Source organism: Cohnella terricola, from assembly GCF_007786475.1.
GTDB classification, from domain to species: Bacteria; Bacillota; Bacilli; order Paenibacillales; family Paenibacillaceae; genus Cohnella; species Cohnella terricola.
The window spans coordinates 1-20,288 of sequence record NZ_VNJJ01000008.1 but is presented as its reverse complement, the minus strand read 5'-3'; the positions used below and the strand labels follow the sequence as shown (position 1 = coordinate 20,288).

The following is a 20,288-nucleotide window of genomic DNA, read 5'->3' as shown; positions in this document are numbered from 1 at the left end:
CCCCTTATTCCTAGTTTACACTGTACGTATTTTGATATCACCGACGAGATAGAATAACTGAAGTTTCAGCTTCTGCTCGCATTGGTCATAATTAGGGGATTTCCACGACAACCGATGGAACATCCCGCCTTCCTGGATCTGCCGGAACGAGATTTGGCCGATCAATACGGAAGCATCCACCTGAATGCCATAATCGTCCGGTATCATCAGATCCAAGTCTCCAACCAGCCCTTGAAGCACAATCGTCGTTTCTTTGTCTTCCGGCATCGCGAGCGTCATATCCATCCGGATTTCCCCCATCGCATGCCAGTAACTCATGGAGTGAAGCACCCAGGACTGTTCGTCGAGGCGCATATTCAAAAACAGCTTGTGCTTGTTGACATAAGTCCCGAAAGCCGGGGGACGCGAGCGGAAATAATAGATCCCTAGCGAGACGAGCACGATAACGACGAAAAAAGCGATTTGGGTAATAATGAGCACCAGCGTGCTGATCGCAATGACGATGACCGATAAACGCGAGCGATCGGTTCGGTAACGATCGATGCCGAGAAGCAGCAGGACGATCGCGTTAACCGTCGTGTAACCCGCCACGGCGCCAAGCGCGAGGTATAAGCCTGCTGCAATAAACAAAATCGCGTTACTGGATCTTCTCATGTCGGGTCACACCTCCTTCCGAACGCGTCTCTATTTCGCATCGAAAGCCATAACGGAACGGGAACCGTTATGGCTTCGACTTCTATTCACATTCACTATCCGACATCATAGCACATCTTGCGCCAAGCGAGAAAGCTAGTCTTTATTCTTTGTTCAAGTTCGGTTGAATCCGGTTCCGGAGCGCATCAAGCTCTTGCTCTACGCGGAATTCCTTCTCGGGATCGATTCTCGTCACTCCGCCGTAAGATCCGCTAGGCATTCTGGCCACATCGGCTTCCGCTTCCATTTGCAGAATCTTTTCCTCCATCCGGTGGAACCCGCGGGAAGCCGCGCCGCTCTCGATCGTATGAAGCGTGCTGATCTGCGCCATTTGTTTGCGCGCTTTGGCCATCTGGGAACGGGCGGACAGCTCGTTGCGCTTGTTGCGAAGCTTGTAATATTCCTCTTTCATTTCGTGAAGCTGAGTCGTTAATTCGGACACTTGCACGCTTGCTTGGCCGTGCAGTTCCGCCAGATTGGCCGATTGCTGATCGTATTGGACTTTTTCTTCCAGCAGCTTGCGGGCCAATGCTTCGTTACCGGTACGCAACGCGTGTTCCGCTTGCCCTTCGCGGTCGACTCCGAGTCTCACTAATTCGTCGAGACGTTGCTTCATTCGGCGTTCGGAAGCCATTTGTTTGGCTACTGTTACTTCCGCGTCGTGGATTTCAATTTCCATGTCGCGCAAATATTGGTTAAGCATGACGATCGGATCCTCAAGTTTATCAAGCAGATCATGTACCGACGCCTTTGTCAGATCTTTAATTCTTTGGAATACACCCATTGTGTTATTCTCCTTTCGATTCTTTCTCGAATTTTGATAATCTTGCTTTTAGTTCTTCAATCTCTTTTTGCATGGACTTCTTTTCTATATCTTCCATCATCGCGTCGATGCCTTGCGATGGACGGCCGGATGAAGGGGGGGTCGACGAAGTCGGTCCGGGACGCGGTGCGCCTGCCGAATGATAACCTCCCGAATTGTGCGGAGCCGGTCCGGGACCATGTCCCGACGGCGGCCAGTTTTGGTGACCGTATCCGCTGAAGGATTGATCCTGACTTTTCCACCCTTGATCGAAGGGACCAGGTCCGAAGCCTCCGTAGTGGGGCTCTCTTGGGATGACGAATCCTGCGATAATGTAGACCAGGACGACGGAACCCGCGGAGAATACGGCTACGACGATGAGCAGAATCCGCAGCAGCGTCGCGTCGACGCCCAAGTACTCCGCCAGTCCTCCGCAGACTCCGAATAATTTGCGATCCCGCGTTGAACGATAAAGTTTGCGCATTCGCGTTTAACCTCCTTGTTGCAGTTTGCGTTTCAATTCCTCGAGTTCTCTTTCGATCGTGTTTTTCACGACTTCTCCGGCATGATGCAGACTCTCCTGTCCCATTCGGCGAAGATCGCGAAGACTACGGGTTTCAAGCTCGATATCCGTCAGACGGTCGTCGATTTTGCGGAACATCTGGGACGTATCCGCATTGCCGGGCGCGAATCTGGCGTTTAATCTTTGCTGAAGCCGAAGCGACTCCATTCTCGCGACGTAGAACTGGCGCCGGTCGTACACCGCCCGGTACTCGTTCCGGAGCTCTTGCAGAAGCTGCTCCAGATCGTTCAGCTCGTTCTTGCTTTGCTCGTAGAGCTCCCGGTATCGACCCGACCTTTCTTCGTGAATCACTTTGTCTTGCAGCGCTAGCTTGGCGACGTTCTCTTCGCCTGCTTTCAGAGCCGTCAACGCTTGCTGTTCGCGCTTGTTCGCCCACTGCTCGGCGTCTTTCCACTGCCGATACAGGCTGTCCGTATGCGTCGCATATTGCCGTTGCAACGCTTCGCTCTGCGTAATTTCTTGATGCGTCGACCAGAGGAACTGATCGATGACGCGCACGGGATCTTCCGATTTCTCCAGCCGATCGTTCAGCGTAGCTACCGTCATATCTCGTACCCTTTTCATTACGGTCATTCCCGTTTCCCTCCTCGTTCCTGCGATTGCGGCTGATGATGAAACTAATATCTGATATTGCGATTATTGCGACCGAGCATCGAGACTCCGAATACGATGAGCGCGATTGCCGCGATCCATACGAACAGGAAGCTCAGTTTGCCCAAGAGGATAATTCCACCGATGACCGCCATGACGGCCCCCAGGAGACGATTGCCATTATTCCAAGCCACGCCCCCGAGCAGAATTATCAGAATCGGAACGAGAAGACTGAAGAACCATCCTAGCCCGAAACCCAATTTGCCGAGAATGATCAATCCTCCGAAGCCGATGAGCAACAACGCTAAACCATTTCCGCTTTTCATTTGCTTCACCTCTTTTCAGGAACTCGTTTACCTTATGACCTTATTGTAAACCTCTCCGCTCTTGCGCATAACGGACTCGCGTATGTTTTTGACCCTCGACTATAGTCGAGGGTCGCTACGGTCCCGGGACCTTGCCGGGTCGGACTTCCGGTTCCTAACCGCCGGATTCGCCCTTATGCAAACTGGCTCGGGGATGCCCCGAAGTGCTGTTTAAACACTTTAATAAAGTAGCTCTTGTTATCGTATCCGAGCATCCATGCTACTTTCTCTACGGTGTTGCCGGACTCGCCGATCAGCGCTTTCGCCTTCTCCATCTTCATTCGGGTAACGAATTCAATGAAATTCTCGCCCGTTTCTTTTTTGAAAAGCCGGCTAAAGTAGCTTGGGTTCAGGTGCAACCGGTCGGCGACTTCCTCGAGCGTAATTTTGCGGTCCAAATGAAGCATGACGTATTTTTGGGCATCGACGATCTCCGTCTTTTTGCTCTTTTTGGATATCTGCTCCGCCCGAAGAACGGCCTCCTTCATGAATTGAAGAAGCCAGTTCCTGATTTCGTTGACGTTTAACATCCGTTCGATGCTTTGTTGCGCTTTCTCCTTGGCGTATTCCTGGCTGAAGATCAATTTTAACTGCATATCCAGCGCCAGCTTCCAGACCATCTGTTTGACATTGGAAGGCTGGAATCTCCTGCTTTTGATAAATTGAATAAAAGAATCGACGACTTGCTCTACATTCCGGTTCTCTTCCAGCAGCAAGCGATTTAGCCTTTCCGAATATTCGAAGTAATGCATGAACAGGTCCTCTTGATTCGTTATAGGCGGGATCTCCTTGCTTCTCACGATCTTCGGCTCGTCGAAATAGAAAAATTGATCTGCGTTGGAGAGAAGATCTGGCAGCTGCCGCCTGATCTCCGCGCCATTCGCGGCCGTTTCCCCCACGATCGCGGAAAATTCCAGCTTCAAATACTTGGAGAATGCCTGCTGCAGCATTCGCGATACCCGAACCAGCTTATCGTAAGGGTTCGATGCCAGATCCTTTTTGAACGCGTAGATCAAACAAAACTCCTGTGCGGAATAACTGAAAAACACGACATCAGGTTCTTCGCAGAGCAACTCCTCGGCCGCATTCTCCACGATGAATTTCACGATGTCCTCCTTCTCGTAACGGTTGATCGCGGCATTAAAGCTGTGAATGCGCCATAGAACGGGGATATAATGTCCCAGATTCGGATTTAGTCCGTACTCCCGAAGCTGTTCCATCATGGAGCCGTCCTCGGTAACCGGATTCAACATCAGATTCCTAAACCATTTTTCCTTCCTCACCGCTTTGCTTTTTTGCGCTTGATCCGTTAATTTCTCCATTTCGTGCCTATGACGAAGACTATCGTCGATTTTGCTCTTGGTCTGCTCGGCAATGCCCATTATGCTCTCGACGCTAAGCGTCTCCTTCAGAATATAATCCTGAACTCCCAGCTTTACGGCTTGTTGGGCATAATGAAATTCGTCGTGGCAAGACAAGATGACAAACTGTGTTGCCTGGGCTTCCGACCGCAGCTTACGGATCAGTTCGAGACCGTCCATCTCCGGCATGCCGATATCCGTCACGATCAGATCGGGAATCGCCGTGCCGCAATGATCTATAGCATCAAATGCATTGGTGAATGCTCCTGTAAGTTCAAAGCCGATCTCTTGCCATGGGATCAGCTTTTCCAAAAACTCCAACACCGCCACATCGTCATCCACCACTATGACCCGATACATGTCTGCTCTCCTCCTTGCCGTTAAGCGGTATGATTAAGGTTATCGTCAAGCCCTCTCCCGGAGAACTGTCCATCGCCATATCGAACATCTCGCCATATATAATCTTCAGACGCTCGCTGACGTTCTTCAACCCGATGCCGGAACGCGAAACGCCGTTCTTGATCTCCAGCATCTTTTCCTGCATCATGCCGATACCGTTATCCTTTATCTCGATGTAGAGCAGGTTCGCTTGCTTCCAAGAAGAGATGGAGATGACTCCTTGCTTCTGCCGGAGACCATGAAGATACGCATTTTCGACAAGAGGCTGCAACGTAAAACGAGGAATCGCTTCGAGCAGCGTGTCCGATGCGAGGTTAACCGATAGAACGACGCCTTCGGAATGCCGATAGTTCATTAGTCGCATGTAATGCTCAACCGTCGCTACCTCTTCGTGTAGCGGTACGAATTCGTTATTCCGGTTAATGGTCATCCTAAGCAGCGTGGAGAGAGAACCGATGATTTCGCCGATTTCGTGCTCCCCTTTGAGAATCGCCCGAAGGCGGATCGAATTGAGGGTATTGAACAGGAAATGCGGATTAACCTGAGCTTGGAGCAGCTCCAACTCGGCTATTCTTTTCCGGCTTTGCTCCCATTCGATCTGCTTGATCATCTCCGCGAAGCGATCGAGCATTCTGTCGAAGGCCAAGCCCAAATGTCCTACCTCGTCGCGGCCGATAACCTCCGACCGCTCCTCAAGAAACCCCTTCTCGACTTTGATGGCCGTTCTGGCCAGCTTCATGATCGGCATGGTCCATTGATTCAGGAAGTAAAAGAGAACGATTGCGAACAGCAGGAAAAATGCGATCTGAAGAATAACAACGTAATTGAATATGGCGCCGATTTTACTTGTAACGCTTTCATAAGGCGTTAAGCTCCGCATGCTCCAACCAGCGTAAGGCAAAGGATGATTAACCGAAATATACTTATGCCCGTTCCAATTCACGACATTGTATGAGTCCTCCTGTGGAACCGGCTCCTTAAAAACTTGTCCGATCTGGTCCGAATTCGTATGGGAGATAATCTTTCCTTCTTCGTCGAGCAGCATCATGATTTGGTCGGACGCGTATTCCGCGAATATTTGGCGAAATTGGACTTCCGGCTTGCTTAATATAATGTAAGCATTCGGACTGTTGGCGTGAAGCTGGAAAGTGCGTACGATCGTGACGAGATCCGGGAACTTCTCCGCGTCCGAACGGACATAGTTTTTTTGCGTGCCGAGCCAAATCGTTGAATTCAACGGTTCGGTCGCCAGATCCTTAATCCAAGATTCCTCGTACATAAAATCAAGATTATTATTGTAGGTAGAATAGTTCGTGAAGTAAAGGCCGTTCGGCAACAAGATCGTGACATAAGTCGCGCCTCCGAAGAACGTTAACCGATCGAGCTTTTTGGCCACTTCCCGAAACGAAAAAAAATCGATGGACCTCGTATTGTCGCTTTTATATTTGTTCCAGGCAATGCGAAGCTGGGTGATCATCTCGCTGTCGTATTGAATGGAATTAAAGGCGTTGATCATGTCTTTCATAATATTGGATTCGTACAGCTCGGCCACTTCGAGCGATTGTCCCGCCTTCGTAACCGCCTTGTTCCTCAGCTCGTCTTTCGTATAGATTCCCGTAATGATCAGAGTAATGACCGACGGAAGAACGAGGCATAACAACGAAGTTAGAATCAGCTTCTGTCTCCAACTGAACAATGGAAATCGCATGGCCTTTAACTCCTTTGCGGGCGGTAATGCAAAAAGGGGATGCCGCGCCGGGCATCCTCTTTTTCATTATAAGATTCCAATTACTTGTTTGCATCAATAATCTTCTGGAGATTTTTCTTGATGCTAGCTAAAGCCGTGTCGATATCGGAATCGCCTAGCATATACTTATCGACTTCCGCAATGTACGCGTTTTCGATATCTCCCGCATAGGACACGGTAATCGGCGGTACGGGCAGTTTGGTCGCGCTGAGTGTGTTGATCAGCGAGGCTTTGTCGATCATGTCCGGCGAGAGAGTCGCGGAAACGATTTCGTCGACTTCTTTGTTCAGATCGGCTTTCTTCCAGGCGGACAATTGCTTGGTCAGCGCCATGCCTTCCGTAGACAAGTAACGCAAGAATCTATACGATTCTTCCTTATGTTTCGATTTAGTGGATATGACGAGCGGATCGGCGCCGCCGTAGGAGTACATTTCGTCGCCTTTATTGTTTGTCGGCCACGGCGCGAACGCGGACACGAACGTTGCCGGGATTTTCTCCGTGCCGCCCGCTTCGGAGATCATCCAAGGGCCGGTAGGCAGCATAATCCCTTTTCCTTGGAAATATTGATCGCGATAAGGAATTTTTTGCGTGATGACGTCTTGGTAAGGCGTCGAAGACTTATCCGCGTGCTCCATCTCATAACGAAGTTCCAAAGATTGTTTCATCAACGGGTTATCGTCGTTCAGCGTGGAACCGTCGTCTTTCATAATACCTTGATCGCTGGAAGCGCTGTACATTTTCAGCAGGAAGTAATCTTTCCACGAATGGAAGTGAGCGCCGTACGTCTTATTGGCTCCTTCGCCCTGCGTCAGCTGCTTGGCGTAGTCTCTGAATTCGTCCCACGTCCAGCTTGTCGGAACCGGCAAGTTCGCCGCATCCAAAGCGGATTTGTTCATCAAGATGAACCAAGGGCCGAATTTGCCCGGCAGGGAGTAACGTTTCCCGTCTAATTTTTGTTGCTCCGCTTTGTACTCGTCCTCGTATTTAACGCCTTCCTTGGCCAAATAATCGTCAAGCGGTTCCAACATTCCGTTGGCCGCTCTTTGCGCGAATGTCGGCGCGGAGTTGAGGGTAAATACGTCGAAGTTGTCTCCGGAAGCATACATCAAATCGATTTTCTTAATGGTTTCATTCGAATCGTTCTCGACGACCGGGACGTACTCGACTTTAATATCGGGATTCGCCTGCTGAAAAGCATCGATCGCCGGTTGATAGACGGACGGCTTCTCCCATCCTAGAAATTTGATCGTAACGGGATCTTTCGCCGCCGGAGCTTCGCTCGAGCTAGGCGCGACGCTGCTATCCGGGCTTGACGAAGATGAAGGCGAATTGTTTTCCGATTTGCCGGAGCAACCGGCCAACAGACTCGTTGCGAGCGTTGCTGCCGCGACGACCGACAACCATTTTTTCTTCATAGAATAACCTCCCGATTTGGATGCTCTTTGTTTTTGCAATCTAAACTTACCATTTTCTTATAGAGGCTTCGGAGTTTCTATTTTTACTTATTCGGAAAAATTTTTACCCTTTTACGCCGCCCATCGCAATCCCTTCGATCACCTGTTTCTGTCCGATGATGAAAATCACGATAAGCGGCAAAATGGCCGAGACGGTTCCCGCCATAATGAGGGAGTAATATGCCCCGCTTTCCGAGGCGAACTTCTGGATTCCGAGCTGGATCGTCGAAAGACGGTCGCTGCGAAGGAATATCAAAGGGTTCGCGTAATCGTTCCAGGTCCAGATAAACCGAAGGATCGCATAAGTCGCCAATGCCGGCTTCACCAAGGGTATCGTAATTTGCATGAATATTCTAGCGTGTCCCGCTCCGTCCAGCTTAGCGGCCTCCAGATAATCCTTATGGATGCCCAGGAAAAACTGGCGAAGCATAAACGTCCCGAGCGCGCTGAACGATCCGATCAGGATGAGACCCAGATGGCTATCGAACAATTGCAGCCAGCGGAAAATCATGAATTGAGGAACGATAATGGAATAGCTCGGCACCATAAACGTCATGAGCACCAACAGGAACATGGCGTTCCTTCCTTTGAAGTCGACATGCGAAAACCCGTAGGCGGCCATGCTGGACACGGCAACGGAGATTATCGTCGTAATCACGCTGACTTTAATCGTGTTCCAGTAATAGATCGCGAAGGGATGTTCCCCGACCCATACCTCCCGGTAATTCTCGTAGACGTTCCAATGTTTCGGAATCCATTCGATCGGATACTTGAACACGTCGATCTCCGGTTTGAAAGAAGCCGATATCATCCATATGAAAGGCAGGACAAAAGCCACCCCCGCCGCCAACATCAGGATCGTGGCGATTGTCCTGCTTACCGTTTTACGTTTATCCATAAGTCACCCCGATGATTAATAATTAACCCATTTCTTTTGTCCGTACATTTGGAAGAGCGTAATGAGCAGAACGAATCCGAATAATATCAATGCCATGGACGACGCGTATCCGGTTTTAAGATTTTCGAACGCGGTCGTGTAGAGATAATAGGTCACGACAGAAGTCGAGTAAGCCGGACGGCCTTCGGTCAACACTTTGATAATATCGAAGGCTTTGAAAGAGCTGATAAAACCCGTGACGAGAAGAAAGAACGTCGTTGGCGATACCATCGGAAACGTGATTTTGGCGAATCTTGTCCAAGTTCCCGCTCCGTCGATGTCCGCCGATTCGTACAGATCTTTCGGGATCGCCTGCAGAGCGGCCATATAGACGATCAGGCAGAACCCGATCCCGACCCACACCATAATGACCATTACGGACGGCAGCGCATAATGGATATCCGCGAGCCATGTCGGGGGATTGTTTACGCCGATCGCGCGCAGAAATTGATTGATAGGCCCGTAGGAAGGCTGGAAAAGCAACTGAAAGCAAATCGCCACGGCAACGATGCTCGATATATAGGGCAGGAAAAAAATAATTTTGAAGAAGCTTTTCAAATAAACCAGTTTATCGATAATGACTGCCAAAACCAGTGAGATGATCAATTGGATGGGAACGACCAGCAACAAATAGATGTTGTTTTTTAAGGAAATAAGGAATACGTCATCGTTGAATAGCCGGGTAAAGTTCTTGATTCCCGTGAATTTGATCTTATCGATTCCCGCGATAAAGCTCCAATCCGCAAAGCTGAGAATAAACGTTAACACGGTCGGAATGATCGTAATCACCAATAAGCCGATTAACATCGGTCCGATAAATATATATCCTGACAGGGTCTCCCTTCGTCTCATGGATGAACGAACGCCGGACGTTCGCTTGCTCTTTTCCGTCTTCGTGATTGTGTTGTCCATAGCTTGCACCCCAATCAAAGATATTGTTCCTTATCTGAATCGTACCGGAGATCGGATGAAGCAATAAGGGCTGAAAATGACCGGTTTGAAAATATTTTTACTTTTTTAAGAAATAAAAAAGGCGGGGAACTTGCTCCCCGTCTTTTCTATCTTCCTTCATAGAAATGCTGCATCACGTAGAAGGCCAGTTTCTTGTAAGACTTGTCTTCAGAGAGAAGGCCCTTCGTATTGTAATAATTTTGCGTGATCGGGTGCAGTCTACGCGGGCAACGGAAATCGTACAAGATCCAAGGACTCGTACCTTTCACGTAGGGGATTCGATTGAAGACCTCGACTTGTTTCCTGTAAATCTCGTGTTGACAGTCCTCCGTACCCTTTTCGTCGACAGTGCCTCGATGTCCCGCTTTCGCATCTGCTCCGAATTCCGTAATAATGACGGGTTTAATCGGCTTGCTGTTCTCGAACAGCTTGACCAGATTATCGAAATTCGGTTGGTACCAACCGTAATATTCATTCGCTCCGATGATATCCAATTCATCCGCGAGCCGATCGTCGATCATATGATTAACATGATCCAGCATGCACGCCGCGGATACGAGACGAGTCGGATCGAGCTCTTTGGCCTTGCGCGCCAGCGCGCTCATAAATGCGACCCGGGCATCCGTGTCCGGATTTTCGTTCCCGACCGCCCATACGATGACGCTCGCCCGGTTGCGGTCCCGGCGGATCAATTCGGTCAGTTGATTCTCCGCGTCACGGTACGTCTTCTGATTTTGAAAATTAATCGACCAATAGACGGGAATCTCTTCCCACAGAAGAATGCCCATTTCGTCCGCGATTTGTGCTGCCCGTTCCGTATGAGGGTAATGCGCCAACCGCATGTAGTTACAGTTCATTTCTTTCGCCAGCTTGATGTTCTCGACGATCTCGGCATCGGATACGGCTTTCCCGTTCTTCACGCTTTCTTCATGCGCGCTTATGCCTTTGAGATAGATCGGCTTGCCGTTGAGTAAGATTTCTTGCCCGTCGACGCGAATTTCCCTAAAGCCGATCTTCTCGCGGATGATGTCTTCGCCGAATTCGATGCTTGCTTCGTATAGTTTCGGATTGTCCGGACTCCATAGTTCGGGGCGCACCTCGATTACGGCAGATCCCAAGCCATCGCGGATTTCGACCGTATGATCGATCGAGAGTCCGCCGATCTTCAGATTGGCCGTGCCGTTCTTCTCGGCTCCTTCGATCGCTAGCCCGATCCGGATCTTATCAAAGCCGCCGTCGGGAACAAGCGCGATCGTGAAATCTTTAATAAACGTTGCCGGCAAGCGAATGATTTCCACGTCGCGGTAAATGCCGCCGTAATTAAACCAATCCGTGTTGTCGGTCGGGACGTGATCCTTGTTGCGCGTGTTGTTAGCCACGACGAGAATCCGGTTCTGTTCCTTCAACAGCCCGGTGACCTCCACATAAAAAGGCGTAGATCCGCCTTTGTGACAGCCTAAATATTCTTTGTTCAGGAACACCTTGGCATCGTAATTGACCGCTCCGAACTTGATATAGACCCGCTCTTCTCCGTGGTTTTGATACAAGAACGTCCGAGTGTAGACCGCGCTCCCTTCATAGAGGAAGTATTTCTCCTTTTGCACGTTCCAGCAGGACGGGACGGGCATCTTCTCCCATTCATCGAAGCTGAAATCCATCGGATTGTAACGTCCGTCTTTGTCCACGTAATTCTCTTCGAACCATCTCGCCCGAAGGCAAGTATCGTATTGGTCGATGCCGAAGCTCCAATAGCCGTTCAGCGATTCTTTCGTTCGACCTGCGTCATAAATCATGCTCTCGTTCGTAATTCTTTTCGTTAAATATCGCGCTTCATAAGATTGGTTGTGAATCGCATCATCGTAGTTTTTTGCAGGATTCATGATCCAGTCACCTCGCTGAGTCAAAATAAAATGAGCACTCTATTCATTACATCGTTTTGTTTCGATCCTCGTAAGCAATAGATTTGACCATTTTCGAAAAAGTTTTGACCCTCAACGCAAAAAAATCCAAAAGCGGCCGGCAGAACTCATTGTCTGCTGATCGCCTTTGGATTTTCCGCGTCTCCTCATTACCCATCTCGTTGCTTCAAATATTCATAGCCTTCCGACAGCAATTCCATCTCGCCCGTATCCGGATGCATGACGAAGGCGTGAACCGGAATCGTCTTGGGCAGCAAGGGATGGTTGCGAATGATCTCCACGCTTTGCATGATTCCCTCTTCGACCGTTTGGAATCCTTTAAGGAATCGTTCCATTCTGATTCCGGACTTGTTCAGCGTTTCAAGAACGATATCCGGAATGCCTTGGGCTTTGATCTTCTCGATGATGCCATCCGCATTGAGACCGGTCATGCCGCAGCCATGGTGGCCGATCACGAATACTTCCTTGACCCCCATCTCGTAGATGGCGATAAGAATGCTGCGCATGGCGCTGCCGAAAGGCTGGGTCAGGATCGCTCCGGCGTTTTTTATGATTTTAGCGTCCCCGTTCCGAAGATTTAACGCTTTAGGCAGAAGTTCGACGAGCCGGGTGTCCATACAGGTCAGTATGGCGATTTGCTTATCGGGATACTTATCGGTCAAGTACTCCTCGTACCCTTTGTTCTCGACGAATTGACGATTGTACTGTAACAACTCAGAAACGACGGACATCGCGGTCATGATCACCCTTCAGATAATAAAATATAATTCCGATCTGTGTTTCTATATTAATCCGATTCGATAATCGAAACAATAGAAGAAATCGATGTTAACGCGAGCTATTCGCTCGGCCGCGCGGAGGCGCAGGTGGAGCAGGCGGCGCGGGAGGAACGGCGGGAACCGGCGGAATAGGCGGGATAAATGGCGGTCCCTGCGGGATCGTCCAAGGAGGAAACGGAAGAAAAATAGCCATGTCTCAACCCTCCTTCGTCCGTGAATCATACGTTAGGATTAGTGTATTCACGGAATCCCCGAAGGCGAGGGTATTGGCCCTGCCTTCTACGCTTTCCTGAATGCCAGCCTGCCGAACCGGTCAGCGATATGGTAGTTGACGGCACCCGTCGGCGACCATGCCTGATAGTGACGGGTTCCGTCCGGTTCTTCGTCGATGCGGAAGAAATTGATTCTCCATTCCGTCCCGGCTTCGGGAGCCTTAGCGAAGTTCGAGAACGGAATCTTGAACGTGTATATCCGCCGCTCCCCTTCGGTCTCGATCGTTTGTTCGAAGCCTTGCACTTCCCACTCTTTATCGGTCTTGAAACTTAGCGGATTGCTGTCGTCTTGATGGTCGATCATCAGATCGCAGAGCACCACGTTCGGGCTGACGACAAGCTCCATGTACCGTTTGCAATCGCCCTCTTCGTCGATGAACATCTCCACGACGTCCTGCTCCCACAACGGGTCTTTGCGGTTCGTAAATTGCGTGATCGCGTAAGTGTCTACGCATTCGAACCTTACGTACAAGGCACGGTCATCCCAGCAAGCTTTAACCTTGGTTTCCTCCCGGACGGCGTCGCCGGTCACGACGTCCACTAAATCTGCGGACGCGATACGCTGCCACGCGCTCTCCGCATCATTAACGTATTCGCACGTATAAATTCCGATTTCCTGAAGCGTTGACATATAAGCCTCCCAATCGCATACGAGAATCTAACAATAAAACGATTATACCGTTAGTTTCTGTCCGCTTCTAGCGGCCCCGCCACCGGACTCAAATCTCTCTCGTATACATGTTCTGATCTTTCAATCGAATCAGTACTTTGCCATAACGTCCTCCCTCCTGGATGACGACTTGGCCGGACGGATTGGCTTGCTCCAAATAGTCGGCAATGATGTCCCGATTCCGCTCATCAACAGGCAGTCGGTGATGGCCAAGCCAAGTCATCGCTTCCTGCAATGCCGTTTCTCTGGAGACCTCCTTCGTTTTCCCTTCCTGCGTGATCAGCGATTCGTATGCATAGCCTTTAAGATACAGCAGATGCAGCAGATATCCCATTTCCGTAGGTTTAGAATGGTAAGGTTCACCGGTGACGAGCGGCCAAATCTCTTTCACTAGGCTGTGCTCATTTTGAACAACCGGCATACTGATATAGCAGAACTTGCGGGCGCACCGGAGCACCTTCTCCACGCTCTCCCAATCGTGAACGACCGGACTCATCGAGGCAAAGACGAGATCGAAGGCCTGATTCCAACCTTTAACCTCAACGTCGATATCTTCAAACGGCGCGGGTACAACTTTCACCTGGCCTTCGGCGAATTCCGAGATATTTTCTTCCAGCAATTCGATCAGCGGGGGAGAAGTCTCTACGGCGGTTACACGAGCCCCTCGCTCCGCGAACGGTACCGAGAACACGCCCGATGCGGCGCCGATATCCAAAATGGAGCTGTTCTCGAATTGCACGCCCTGTCCTTCCAGCCAATTCATGATTCGTTTAGTTCGTTTTCTTCCCTCTTCGCTAAACGATTGTTCGTTGAAGGTCTTAGCCTTATGGTCGAAAGATCTGGCAGGATCGATTCCATTTTTCTTCATCCTGCCGATTTTTAAATCGGACTCGTCTTTCCACGCCTTTTCCCATAAGGCCGCATTAAAAAAATCGTTCATGAGTATTCCCCACCATTCCTTATGATTTATGGTTCCCCCTAAAGGAATATCCTGATTCACCCTGCCGCCTGTTTTTCATGCTCCGGCGATTTCCCTTTACGTAGAAAGAGACCGAGTACGAGCGCTACAAGCGCGATGATGACGCCGAACCAGAATGCGTTGTTGATCCCGGCTGCGAGTCCTTTGGCGATTTCCGCCGGAGCCTGAGGATCGCTCGCTCCGCTCAAGTAATGCTTCTGTCCGCCCGACATAATACTGATGTATAGGGCAGTACCGATTGCGCCGGACACTTGCTGCAACGTGTTCAAGATTGCTGTCCCGTGTGGGTGCAGATGGCTTGGCAGCTGGTTGAGCCCAGCTGTCTGTGCGGGCATCATGACTAGCGCGATGCCGATCATCAGCGCGATGTGAACGGCGACGAGGAAGCCGGTACTCGTCCCCTCGTTGAATCGGGTGAATTGCCACAACGAGATGACGGCAATGATCAGACCTGGAATGACCAGAACGCGAGGCCCAAACTTGTCAAATAGCTTGCCTGAGATCGGGGCCATGAACCCGTTCACAATCCCGCCGGGAAGGAGAATCAAACCGGACTTGAATGCCGTTACCAAGAGCACGCCTTGCATAAACATCGGAAGCATGATGGCCGATGAGAAAAATGTCATCATGAGCACAAACAGCAGCACCGCGACAAGCGCAAATGTCGGATACCGAAACGCCCGTAAATCCATGACAGGCTGCTTTAACAATAGCTGCCTCCAGACGAACAGCATCAAGGAAACCCCGCCCGCTACGATAGTCCAGATGACTGCCGGCTCCGACCAACCGCGTTCGCCGGCACTGCTGAACCCATAGACGATTCCGCCAAAGCCGATCGTCGACAACACGATGGATAAGAAGTCTACTTTCGGTTTGGTGACTTCCGACACATTTTTCAAGACAGCGGCTCCTATAATAATGGAGAGCAGCGCAAACGGTATGACAAGGTAAAACAGCCAACGCCACGAAAGCCCGTCAACGATTAAACCCGATATCGTCGGGCCAATCGCCGGCGCGAACATGACGACAAGCCCTAACATTCCCATTGCTCCTCCCCGCTTTTCCGGCGGATAAATGGTCATGATGACGTTCATGACCAGCGGCAGCAGCATGCCGGTTCCGATCGCCTGAATAATCCGTCCGACCAGCAGCACGCCGAATTCCGGCGACACCGCCGAAGTGACCGTACCGATGAAGAACAGACTCATCGCCGACAGGAAAATTTGCCGAGTCGTAAACCATTGTTGCAGAATGGCCGTCACCGGTACAAGCACGCCAACGACAAGCATGTAGGCGGTGGAAAGCCACTGGGCCGTTGCCGCAGAAACGTCAAATGATTTCATCAATTCGGGTAGGGCATTGCCCATTAACGTTTCGTTCAAAGCGGCGACGAACATGCCGATAATCAGGGCAAACATGATCGGACCGCGTTTCATATCGCTTACACGACTCATCCGTTTCTCCCCCAAGCCTCTGTGTTTAGTTGATTGTTGATGACCACGGCGACAAATGCGCCCGCCGAAGCCGCAGCTATGGCCTGATGCATTCGCGATGCCGCATCTCCGGCGCTATAGACGCCCGGAACGTTCGTTTTCCCGAATTCATCGACGACGACCGTCCCCCATTCCGTAAGCTGGCAGCCGAGCGTTCGCGGTAAGTCCGATCCCGTGACCAGTTCCGGTTTGAAAAAGATCCCCCTGGCTGGAATGATCGTTCCGTCTTCAAGAACGACTTGCCGAACGATTCCGTCGCTAGAGTCGATCTGCCTGATCGGCGAGTCGAACAGAGGCACTTGATTCCGCCGAAGCTCTTCACGCTGGGAATCCGTCAGTTCATCGGGGCCATTCGTGCAGACGGTAAAACGGTTTGTCCATCCGGATATGACCGGAGCGAAATGCATTAGCTCAGCGCCTTTATTGATGATGACAAGCGGCTGATCCCTTAACTCCCAGCCGTCGCAATACGGGCAGACAAAGGCGCTTTTCCCATATACCTCCGCCAGTCCCTGAATGTCGAGCGGCCTATCCTTCATGCCGACGGCAAACAATACTTTTTTGCTCGCAATCGTTTGTCCTTGCTCTGTCTCAATCTGAAACCGGCCGTCTGTTCCTGCGATCGATACCGCCGTATCCGGTACGAACGATACGGAGGGATAGCCGCTTATCTCTTCCTTCGCAATTCGCCGAAACTCTCTCGGGCTGATCCCGTCGCGGGTAAGAAACCCATGAACCTCGCGAGTTACCGCATTGCGCGGACGGCCTTCATCAATCACCGCCACCTTTTTCCTTGCTCTCCCAAGCACCAGGGCAGCGTTCAACCCAGCCGGACCGCCGCCAATAATGACCACATCAAAAAGTTGTTTTTCCATTGTTGATATGCACCTCCATAGATCTATGATATCCATAATTAAAGCGCAAGAAGTGTAGCCCCTCTTCCGCTAACAACCGATGCTGCCGCGAACTCGATTTCGAGCACTCGAATAGCTGCTGGCTAACTAAATTAAACATTGCAAACCCCGTCAGTGCAGCTACCATCATCTTGTGATTGATTTTGAAATTCTATTTTTTGTAACTTGTTTTCTTCATCCCAGATCGAGTTCAGAGCACTTAAAAAAACTTCCTCGGACTGAGCACCTGAAATCATGTATTTGTTATTGAACACGAAGGTCGGGACGCTTGCAATATTCAACTCTCTTGCCTCGGCGAGGTCATCATTAACCGAATCTTTATACGCATCAGATTTAAGCATTTCCGCTACATCCTGTTCATTCAGCCCTGCCTCGCTGCCCAAGGATACAAGTACGTTGCGGTCGGCGATATTCATGCTTTGCGAAAGGTAAGCGCGAAAAAGGCGATCTGTTAACTCCGCTCCTTTTCCCACTTTAGCAGCAAAATGAACCAAACGATGAACATCAAAAGTATTAGCAATAACTACTTGATCATAACTGACATCGAGCCCGGCTTCTTTTTTAATCATATTGGCTACTTGATCTTGCTTGGCTTTTAATTGCTCGACATTCATTCCCTTTTCCCGAGCAAGTTGTTCGTTACTAAGCGTTCTGTTCGCTGCATTAGGATCGAGTTGATAACTGCGATATACAACTTCTACTTTATCCTTCATCGTAAACATGCTCAGTGCATTCTCAAGTTTTCTTTTGCCTATCACGCAAAAGGGACATCCAAAATCCGACCAAACATCAATTCTCATCGTCAATCCCTCCAGTGATAACTCCATAGATCTATGATATCCATAATTGTAGCGCAAGAAGTGTATTACTTCTTGTTTGCCTCATGCTTGCAACGCTTAAACGCCTCATTCAATATCGACTGAACCGTATGTTCCCGCAAGTATTGATACAGATGCTGTTCCGCGCCGTTCATCACTTTCTCAACCAAACATTCGTTTTTTCCCGGACGTTCCTGATCTCCTTGTGCAGCCCCCTCTTCCGCTAACAACAGATGCTGCCGCGAACTCGAATTCGAGCATTCGAATAGCTGCTGTCTTCCTTCAATTACTTGAATCACATCAAGAAACGTAATCTGATCCGCAGGCCGTGCAAGCTCGTAACCGCCTTTCACCCCTGGCACAGCACGTACGATTCCATCCTGCCTCAGCTTGGACATGATTTTGGATAAGTAACTTTCGGAAACACCAAGTGCCCCGGATAATTCCTTGATTCCGACGTTGTTGCAACGCTCCGAGTGTCCAAGATGAATCAAGGCGTGCAGCGCATAATCCGTGCTTTTGGAGAACTGCATGTTTTCCCCTCCTTCTCAAAATAAGCTTTATTGTAGACCTATGTTATCCATAATAAGCGATTCAACTCCGATTTGCAATTACAAAATATAAAAAAGCCCATTAGAGACTTCTCTAATGAACCATTGTGTTTAAGTGGTACCGGTGAGAGGACTCGAACCTCCACGGGGGTCTCCCATTCGATTTTGAGTCGAACGCGTCTGCCATTCCGCCACACCGGCATATTCAATTTATCTTACTGGCGCGCCCTAAGAGATTCGAACTCCTGGCCTTTTGATTCGTAGTCAAACGCTCTATCCAGCTGAGCTAAGGGCGCATATTGCAAGGTTTTTGGAGGCGCCACCCAGACTCGAACTGGGGGTAAAGCTTTTGCAGAGCTCTGCCTTACCACTTGGCTATGGCGCCACAGTCAAGATATAGATGGAGCGGAAAACGGGGCTCGAACCCGCGACCTTCTCGTTGGCAACGAGATGCTCTACCACTGAGCTATTTCCGCATGAAAATGGCTGGGGATCAAGGATTCGAACCTTGGAGTGACGGAGTCAAAGTCCGTTGCCTTACCGCTTGGCTAATCCCCAACAAACTTTCTTGTTGAAAAAATGGGGCGGACGAGGGGAATTGAACCCCCGAATGTCGGATCCACAAACCGATGCGTTAACCACTTCGCCACGACCGCCACGATCGCATTGTAAAACTGTTTGGCAGGGGCAGCAGGAATTGAACCCACACTAACGGTTTTGGAGACCGCTGTTCTACCCTTAAACTATGCCCCTATATCGAGTAGAAAACTGGTGGAGGATGATGGATTTGAACCACCGAACCCGAAGGAAGAGATTTACAGTCTCCCGCGTTTGGCCACTTCGCTAATCCTCCACGATCAGGAGTACTGAAATGGTGCCGACTAGAGGACTTGAACCCCCAACCTACTGATTACAAGTCAGTTGCTCTACCAATTGAGCTAAGTCGGCGTACTTTATAATTGTCTTGATGGTGGCTCGAGACGGAATCGAACCGCCGACACGAGGATTTTCAGTCCTCTGCTCTACCAGCTGAGCTATCGAGCCTTACTGACACCCCTGTGTCCGGGGCCCCCGAAAAGTAATCGGAATTAACTTCGAAGGTTTTCGTCACTTTTTGGGGATAGAGTGGCGGAGCCGACGGGATTCGAACCCGCGGTCTCCTGCGTGACAGGCAGGCATGTTAGGCCTCTACACCACGGCTCCGCGTTATACTCGGTAAAGAGCCGAGATGAATGTTTGGTTGCGGGGGCAGGATTTGAACCTGCGGCCTTCGGGTTATGAGCCCGACGAGCTACCGGGCTGCTCCACCCCGCGTCGTTGTTGAGTTAGTTGCTATCAAAGCGACATTTCTTATCATAACTCATATCGCTTATGTATTGCAACCCTCAATTTCTGGAAACACTTCGTTATGAAGTTGGTGACCCCTAGGGGATTCGAACCCCTGTTACCTCCGTGAAAGGGAGGTGTCTTAACCGCTTGACCAAGGGGCCTTGCTTACTAGGGAACTATGGCGGAGAGAGAGGGATTCGAACCCTCGAGACGCTTTAGACGCCTACACGATTTCCAATCGTGCTCCTTCGACCAACTCGGACACCTCTCCAAATGGCTCCCCGAACAGGACTCGAACCTGTGACAACTCGATTAACAGTCGAGTGCTCTACCAACTGAGCTATCAGGGAATGTAAGCAAAACTTGTGATCCAGCCTGGCGACGTCCTACTCTCCCAGGACCCTGCGGTCCAAGTACCATTGGCGCTGGAGGGCTTAACGGTCGTGTTCGGGATGGGTACGCGTGGAACCCCTCCGCCGTCATCACCAGACCAGATCATTCATTTCAAGGACTTGCGCCTTGAAAACCGGATACGAAACAAAAGTGTGGAGCGAAAGAAAGGTGAAGTATCATTGTGTTACTAGGCCAACCTGTTAGGATAAGCCCTCGACCGATTAGTACTCGTCAGCTCCACACGTTGCCGCGCTTCCACCCCGAGCCTATCAACCTGGTGTTCTTCCA

General features: G+C 50.2%; 18 protein-coding genes, 15 tRNA genes and 2 rRNA genes. All 35 read right to left on the bottom strand.

Annotated elements, in window-relative coordinates; all coding sequences use genetic code 11:
* Positions 1–15: 15 nt before the first annotated feature.
* Positions 16–654 carry a cell wall-active antibiotics response protein LiaF gene (liaF, locus tag FPZ45_RS14955; RefSeq protein ID WP_144703283.1) on the bottom strand — a complete coding sequence of 213 codons (639 nt, stop codon included), beginning with the start codon at positions 652–654 and terminating at the stop codon, positions 16–18.
* A gap of 142 nt (positions 655–796) precedes the next feature.
* Positions 797–1,477 (bottom strand): PspA/IM30 family protein, encoded by a 681-nt coding sequence (locus tag FPZ45_RS14950; protein ID WP_144703280.1) that lies wholly within the window; start codon positions 1,475–1,477, stop codon positions 797–799.
* 4 nt (positions 1,478–1,481) lie between these two features.
* Positions 1,482–1,979 (bottom strand): PspC domain-containing protein, encoded by a 498-nt coding sequence (locus tag FPZ45_RS14945; protein ID WP_144703277.1) that lies wholly within the window; start codon positions 1,977–1,979, stop codon positions 1,482–1,484.
* A 6-nt stretch (positions 1,980–1,985) separates the two neighbouring features.
* Complete coding sequence (locus tag FPZ45_RS14940) at positions 1,986–2,651, bottom strand: PspA/IM30 family protein (protein ID WP_144703275.1); 666 nt, start codon at positions 2,649–2,651, stop codon at positions 1,986–1,988.
* Between the two features lie 44 nt (positions 2,652–2,695).
* Positions 2,696–2,995, bottom strand: a complete 300-nt coding sequence (locus tag FPZ45_RS14935) for a LiaF transmembrane domain-containing protein (RefSeq protein ID WP_144703272.1) — start codon at positions 2,993–2,995, stop codon at positions 2,696–2,698.
* 173 nt (positions 2,996–3,168) lie between these two features.
* Positions 3,169–4,755 carry a response regulator transcription factor gene (locus tag FPZ45_RS14930; protein ID WP_144703269.1) on the bottom strand — a complete coding sequence of 529 codons (1,587 nt, stop codon included), beginning with the start codon at positions 4,753–4,755 and terminating at the stop codon, positions 3,169–3,171.
* A complete protein-coding gene (locus tag FPZ45_RS14925; RefSeq protein WP_144703266.1) occupies positions 4,730–6,502 on the bottom strand; it encodes a cache domain-containing sensor histidine kinase in 1,773 nt (590 codons plus the stop codon). The genes FPZ45_RS14930 and FPZ45_RS14925 overlap by 26 nt, the downstream gene beginning before the upstream one ends.
* 80 nt (positions 6,503–6,582) lie before the next feature.
* Positions 6,583–7,956, bottom strand: a complete 1,374-nt coding sequence (locus tag FPZ45_RS14920) for an ABC transporter substrate-binding protein (protein ID WP_144703263.1) — start codon at positions 7,954–7,956, stop codon at positions 6,583–6,585.
* A 103-nt stretch (positions 7,957–8,059) separates the two neighbouring features.
* Entirely contained in the window at positions 8,060–8,893 is an 834-nt protein-coding gene (locus FPZ45_RS14915) for a carbohydrate ABC transporter permease (RefSeq protein WP_144703260.1), read from the bottom strand.
* 15 nt (positions 8,894–8,908) lie between these two features.
* Complete coding sequence (locus FPZ45_RS14910) at positions 8,909–9,844, bottom strand: carbohydrate ABC transporter permease (RefSeq protein WP_144703256.1); 936 nt, start codon at positions 9,842–9,844, stop codon at positions 8,909–8,911.
* A gap of 146 nt (positions 9,845–9,990) precedes the next feature.
* On the bottom strand, positions 9,991–11,763 hold the full coding sequence (locus tag FPZ45_RS14905; RefSeq protein ID WP_144703253.1) for a glycoside hydrolase family 2 protein: 1,773 nt from the start codon (positions 11,761–11,763) through the stop codon (positions 9,991–9,993).
* Positions 11,764–11,951: 188 nt separating this feature from the next.
* A complete protein-coding gene (locus FPZ45_RS14900; protein WP_144703832.1) occupies positions 11,952–12,533 on the bottom strand; it encodes a beta-class carbonic anhydrase in 582 nt (193 codons plus the stop codon).
* Between the two features lie 327 nt (positions 12,534–12,860).
* Positions 12,861–13,484 (bottom strand): carbohydrate-binding family 9-like protein, encoded by a 624-nt coding sequence (locus FPZ45_RS14890; protein WP_144703250.1) that lies wholly within the window; start codon positions 13,482–13,484, stop codon positions 12,861–12,863.
* A gap of 88 nt (positions 13,485–13,572) precedes the next feature.
* Positions 13,573–14,463 carry a class I SAM-dependent methyltransferase gene (locus tag FPZ45_RS14885; RefSeq protein ID WP_144703247.1) on the bottom strand — a complete coding sequence of 297 codons (891 nt, stop codon included), beginning with the start codon at positions 14,461–14,463 and terminating at the stop codon, positions 13,573–13,575.
* 56 nt (positions 14,464–14,519) lie between these two features.
* Positions 14,520–15,956: an MDR family MFS transporter gene (locus tag FPZ45_RS14880; RefSeq protein WP_144703244.1), complete on the bottom strand. Its 1,437-nt coding sequence runs from the start codon at positions 15,954–15,956 to the stop codon at positions 14,520–14,522.
* Positions 15,953–16,870: an NAD(P)/FAD-dependent oxidoreductase gene (locus FPZ45_RS14875; RefSeq protein WP_144703241.1), complete on the bottom strand. Its 918-nt coding sequence runs from the start codon at positions 16,868–16,870 to the stop codon at positions 15,953–15,955. The genes FPZ45_RS14880 and FPZ45_RS14875 overlap by 4 nt, the downstream gene beginning before the upstream one ends.
* Before the next feature lie 131 nt (positions 16,871–17,001).
* Entirely contained in the window at positions 17,002–17,709 is a 708-nt protein-coding gene (locus tag FPZ45_RS14865) for a DsbA family oxidoreductase (protein ID WP_186438409.1), read from the bottom strand.
* Between the two features lie 65 nt (positions 17,710–17,774).
* A complete protein-coding gene (locus FPZ45_RS14860) occupies positions 17,775–18,260 on the bottom strand; it encodes an RrF2 family transcriptional regulator (protein WP_144703235.1) in 486 nt (161 codons plus the stop codon).
* 134 nt (positions 18,261–18,394) lie between these two features.
* Positions 18,395–18,479 (bottom strand) — tRNA-Leu (locus FPZ45_RS14855).
* Between the two features lie 18 nt (positions 18,480–18,497).
* A tRNA-Arg gene (locus tag FPZ45_RS14850) sits at positions 18,498–18,574 on the bottom strand.
* Between the two features lie 15 nt (positions 18,575–18,589).
* Positions 18,590–18,663, bottom strand: a tRNA-Cys gene (locus FPZ45_RS14845).
* 16 nt (positions 18,664–18,679) lie between these two features.
* Positions 18,680–18,754: transfer RNA gene (locus FPZ45_RS14840), tRNA-Gly, on the bottom strand.
* Between the two features lie 7 nt (positions 18,755–18,761).
* Positions 18,762–18,836 (bottom strand) — tRNA-Gln (locus FPZ45_RS14835).
* A 22-nt stretch (positions 18,837–18,858) separates the two neighbouring features.
* A tRNA-His gene (locus tag FPZ45_RS14830) sits at positions 18,859–18,934 on the bottom strand.
* Positions 18,935–18,957: 23 nt separating this feature from the next.
* Positions 18,958–19,031 (bottom strand) — tRNA-Trp (locus FPZ45_RS14825).
* A 16-nt stretch (positions 19,032–19,047) separates the two neighbouring features.
* A tRNA-Tyr gene (locus FPZ45_RS14820) sits at positions 19,048–19,131 on the bottom strand.
* Positions 19,132–19,150: 19 nt separating this feature from the next.
* Positions 19,151–19,226, bottom strand: a tRNA-Thr gene (locus tag FPZ45_RS14815).
* A gap of 20 nt (positions 19,227–19,246) precedes the next feature.
* Positions 19,247–19,322 (bottom strand) — tRNA-Phe (locus FPZ45_RS14810).
* A gap of 82 nt (positions 19,323–19,404) precedes the next feature.
* Positions 19,405–19,481, bottom strand: a tRNA-Asp gene (locus FPZ45_RS14805).
* Positions 19,482–19,515: 34 nt separating this feature from the next.
* Positions 19,516–19,592, bottom strand: a tRNA-Met gene (locus FPZ45_RS14800).
* Positions 19,593–19,693: 101 nt separating this feature from the next.
* A tRNA-Glu gene (locus FPZ45_RS14795) sits at positions 19,694–19,768 on the bottom strand.
* Between the two features lie 18 nt (positions 19,769–19,786).
* A tRNA-Ser gene (locus tag FPZ45_RS14790) sits at positions 19,787–19,878 on the bottom strand.
* 3 nt (positions 19,879–19,881) lie between these two features.
* A tRNA-Asn gene (locus FPZ45_RS14785) sits at positions 19,882–19,957 on the bottom strand.
* A gap of 23 nt (positions 19,958–19,980) precedes the next feature.
* A 5S ribosomal RNA gene (gene rrf / locus FPZ45_RS14780) occupies positions 19,981–20,097 on the bottom strand.
* Between the two features lie 104 nt (positions 20,098–20,201).
* Positions 20,202–20,288: ribosomal RNA gene (locus tag FPZ45_RS14775) — 23S ribosomal RNA — on the bottom strand; the annotation flags it as partial.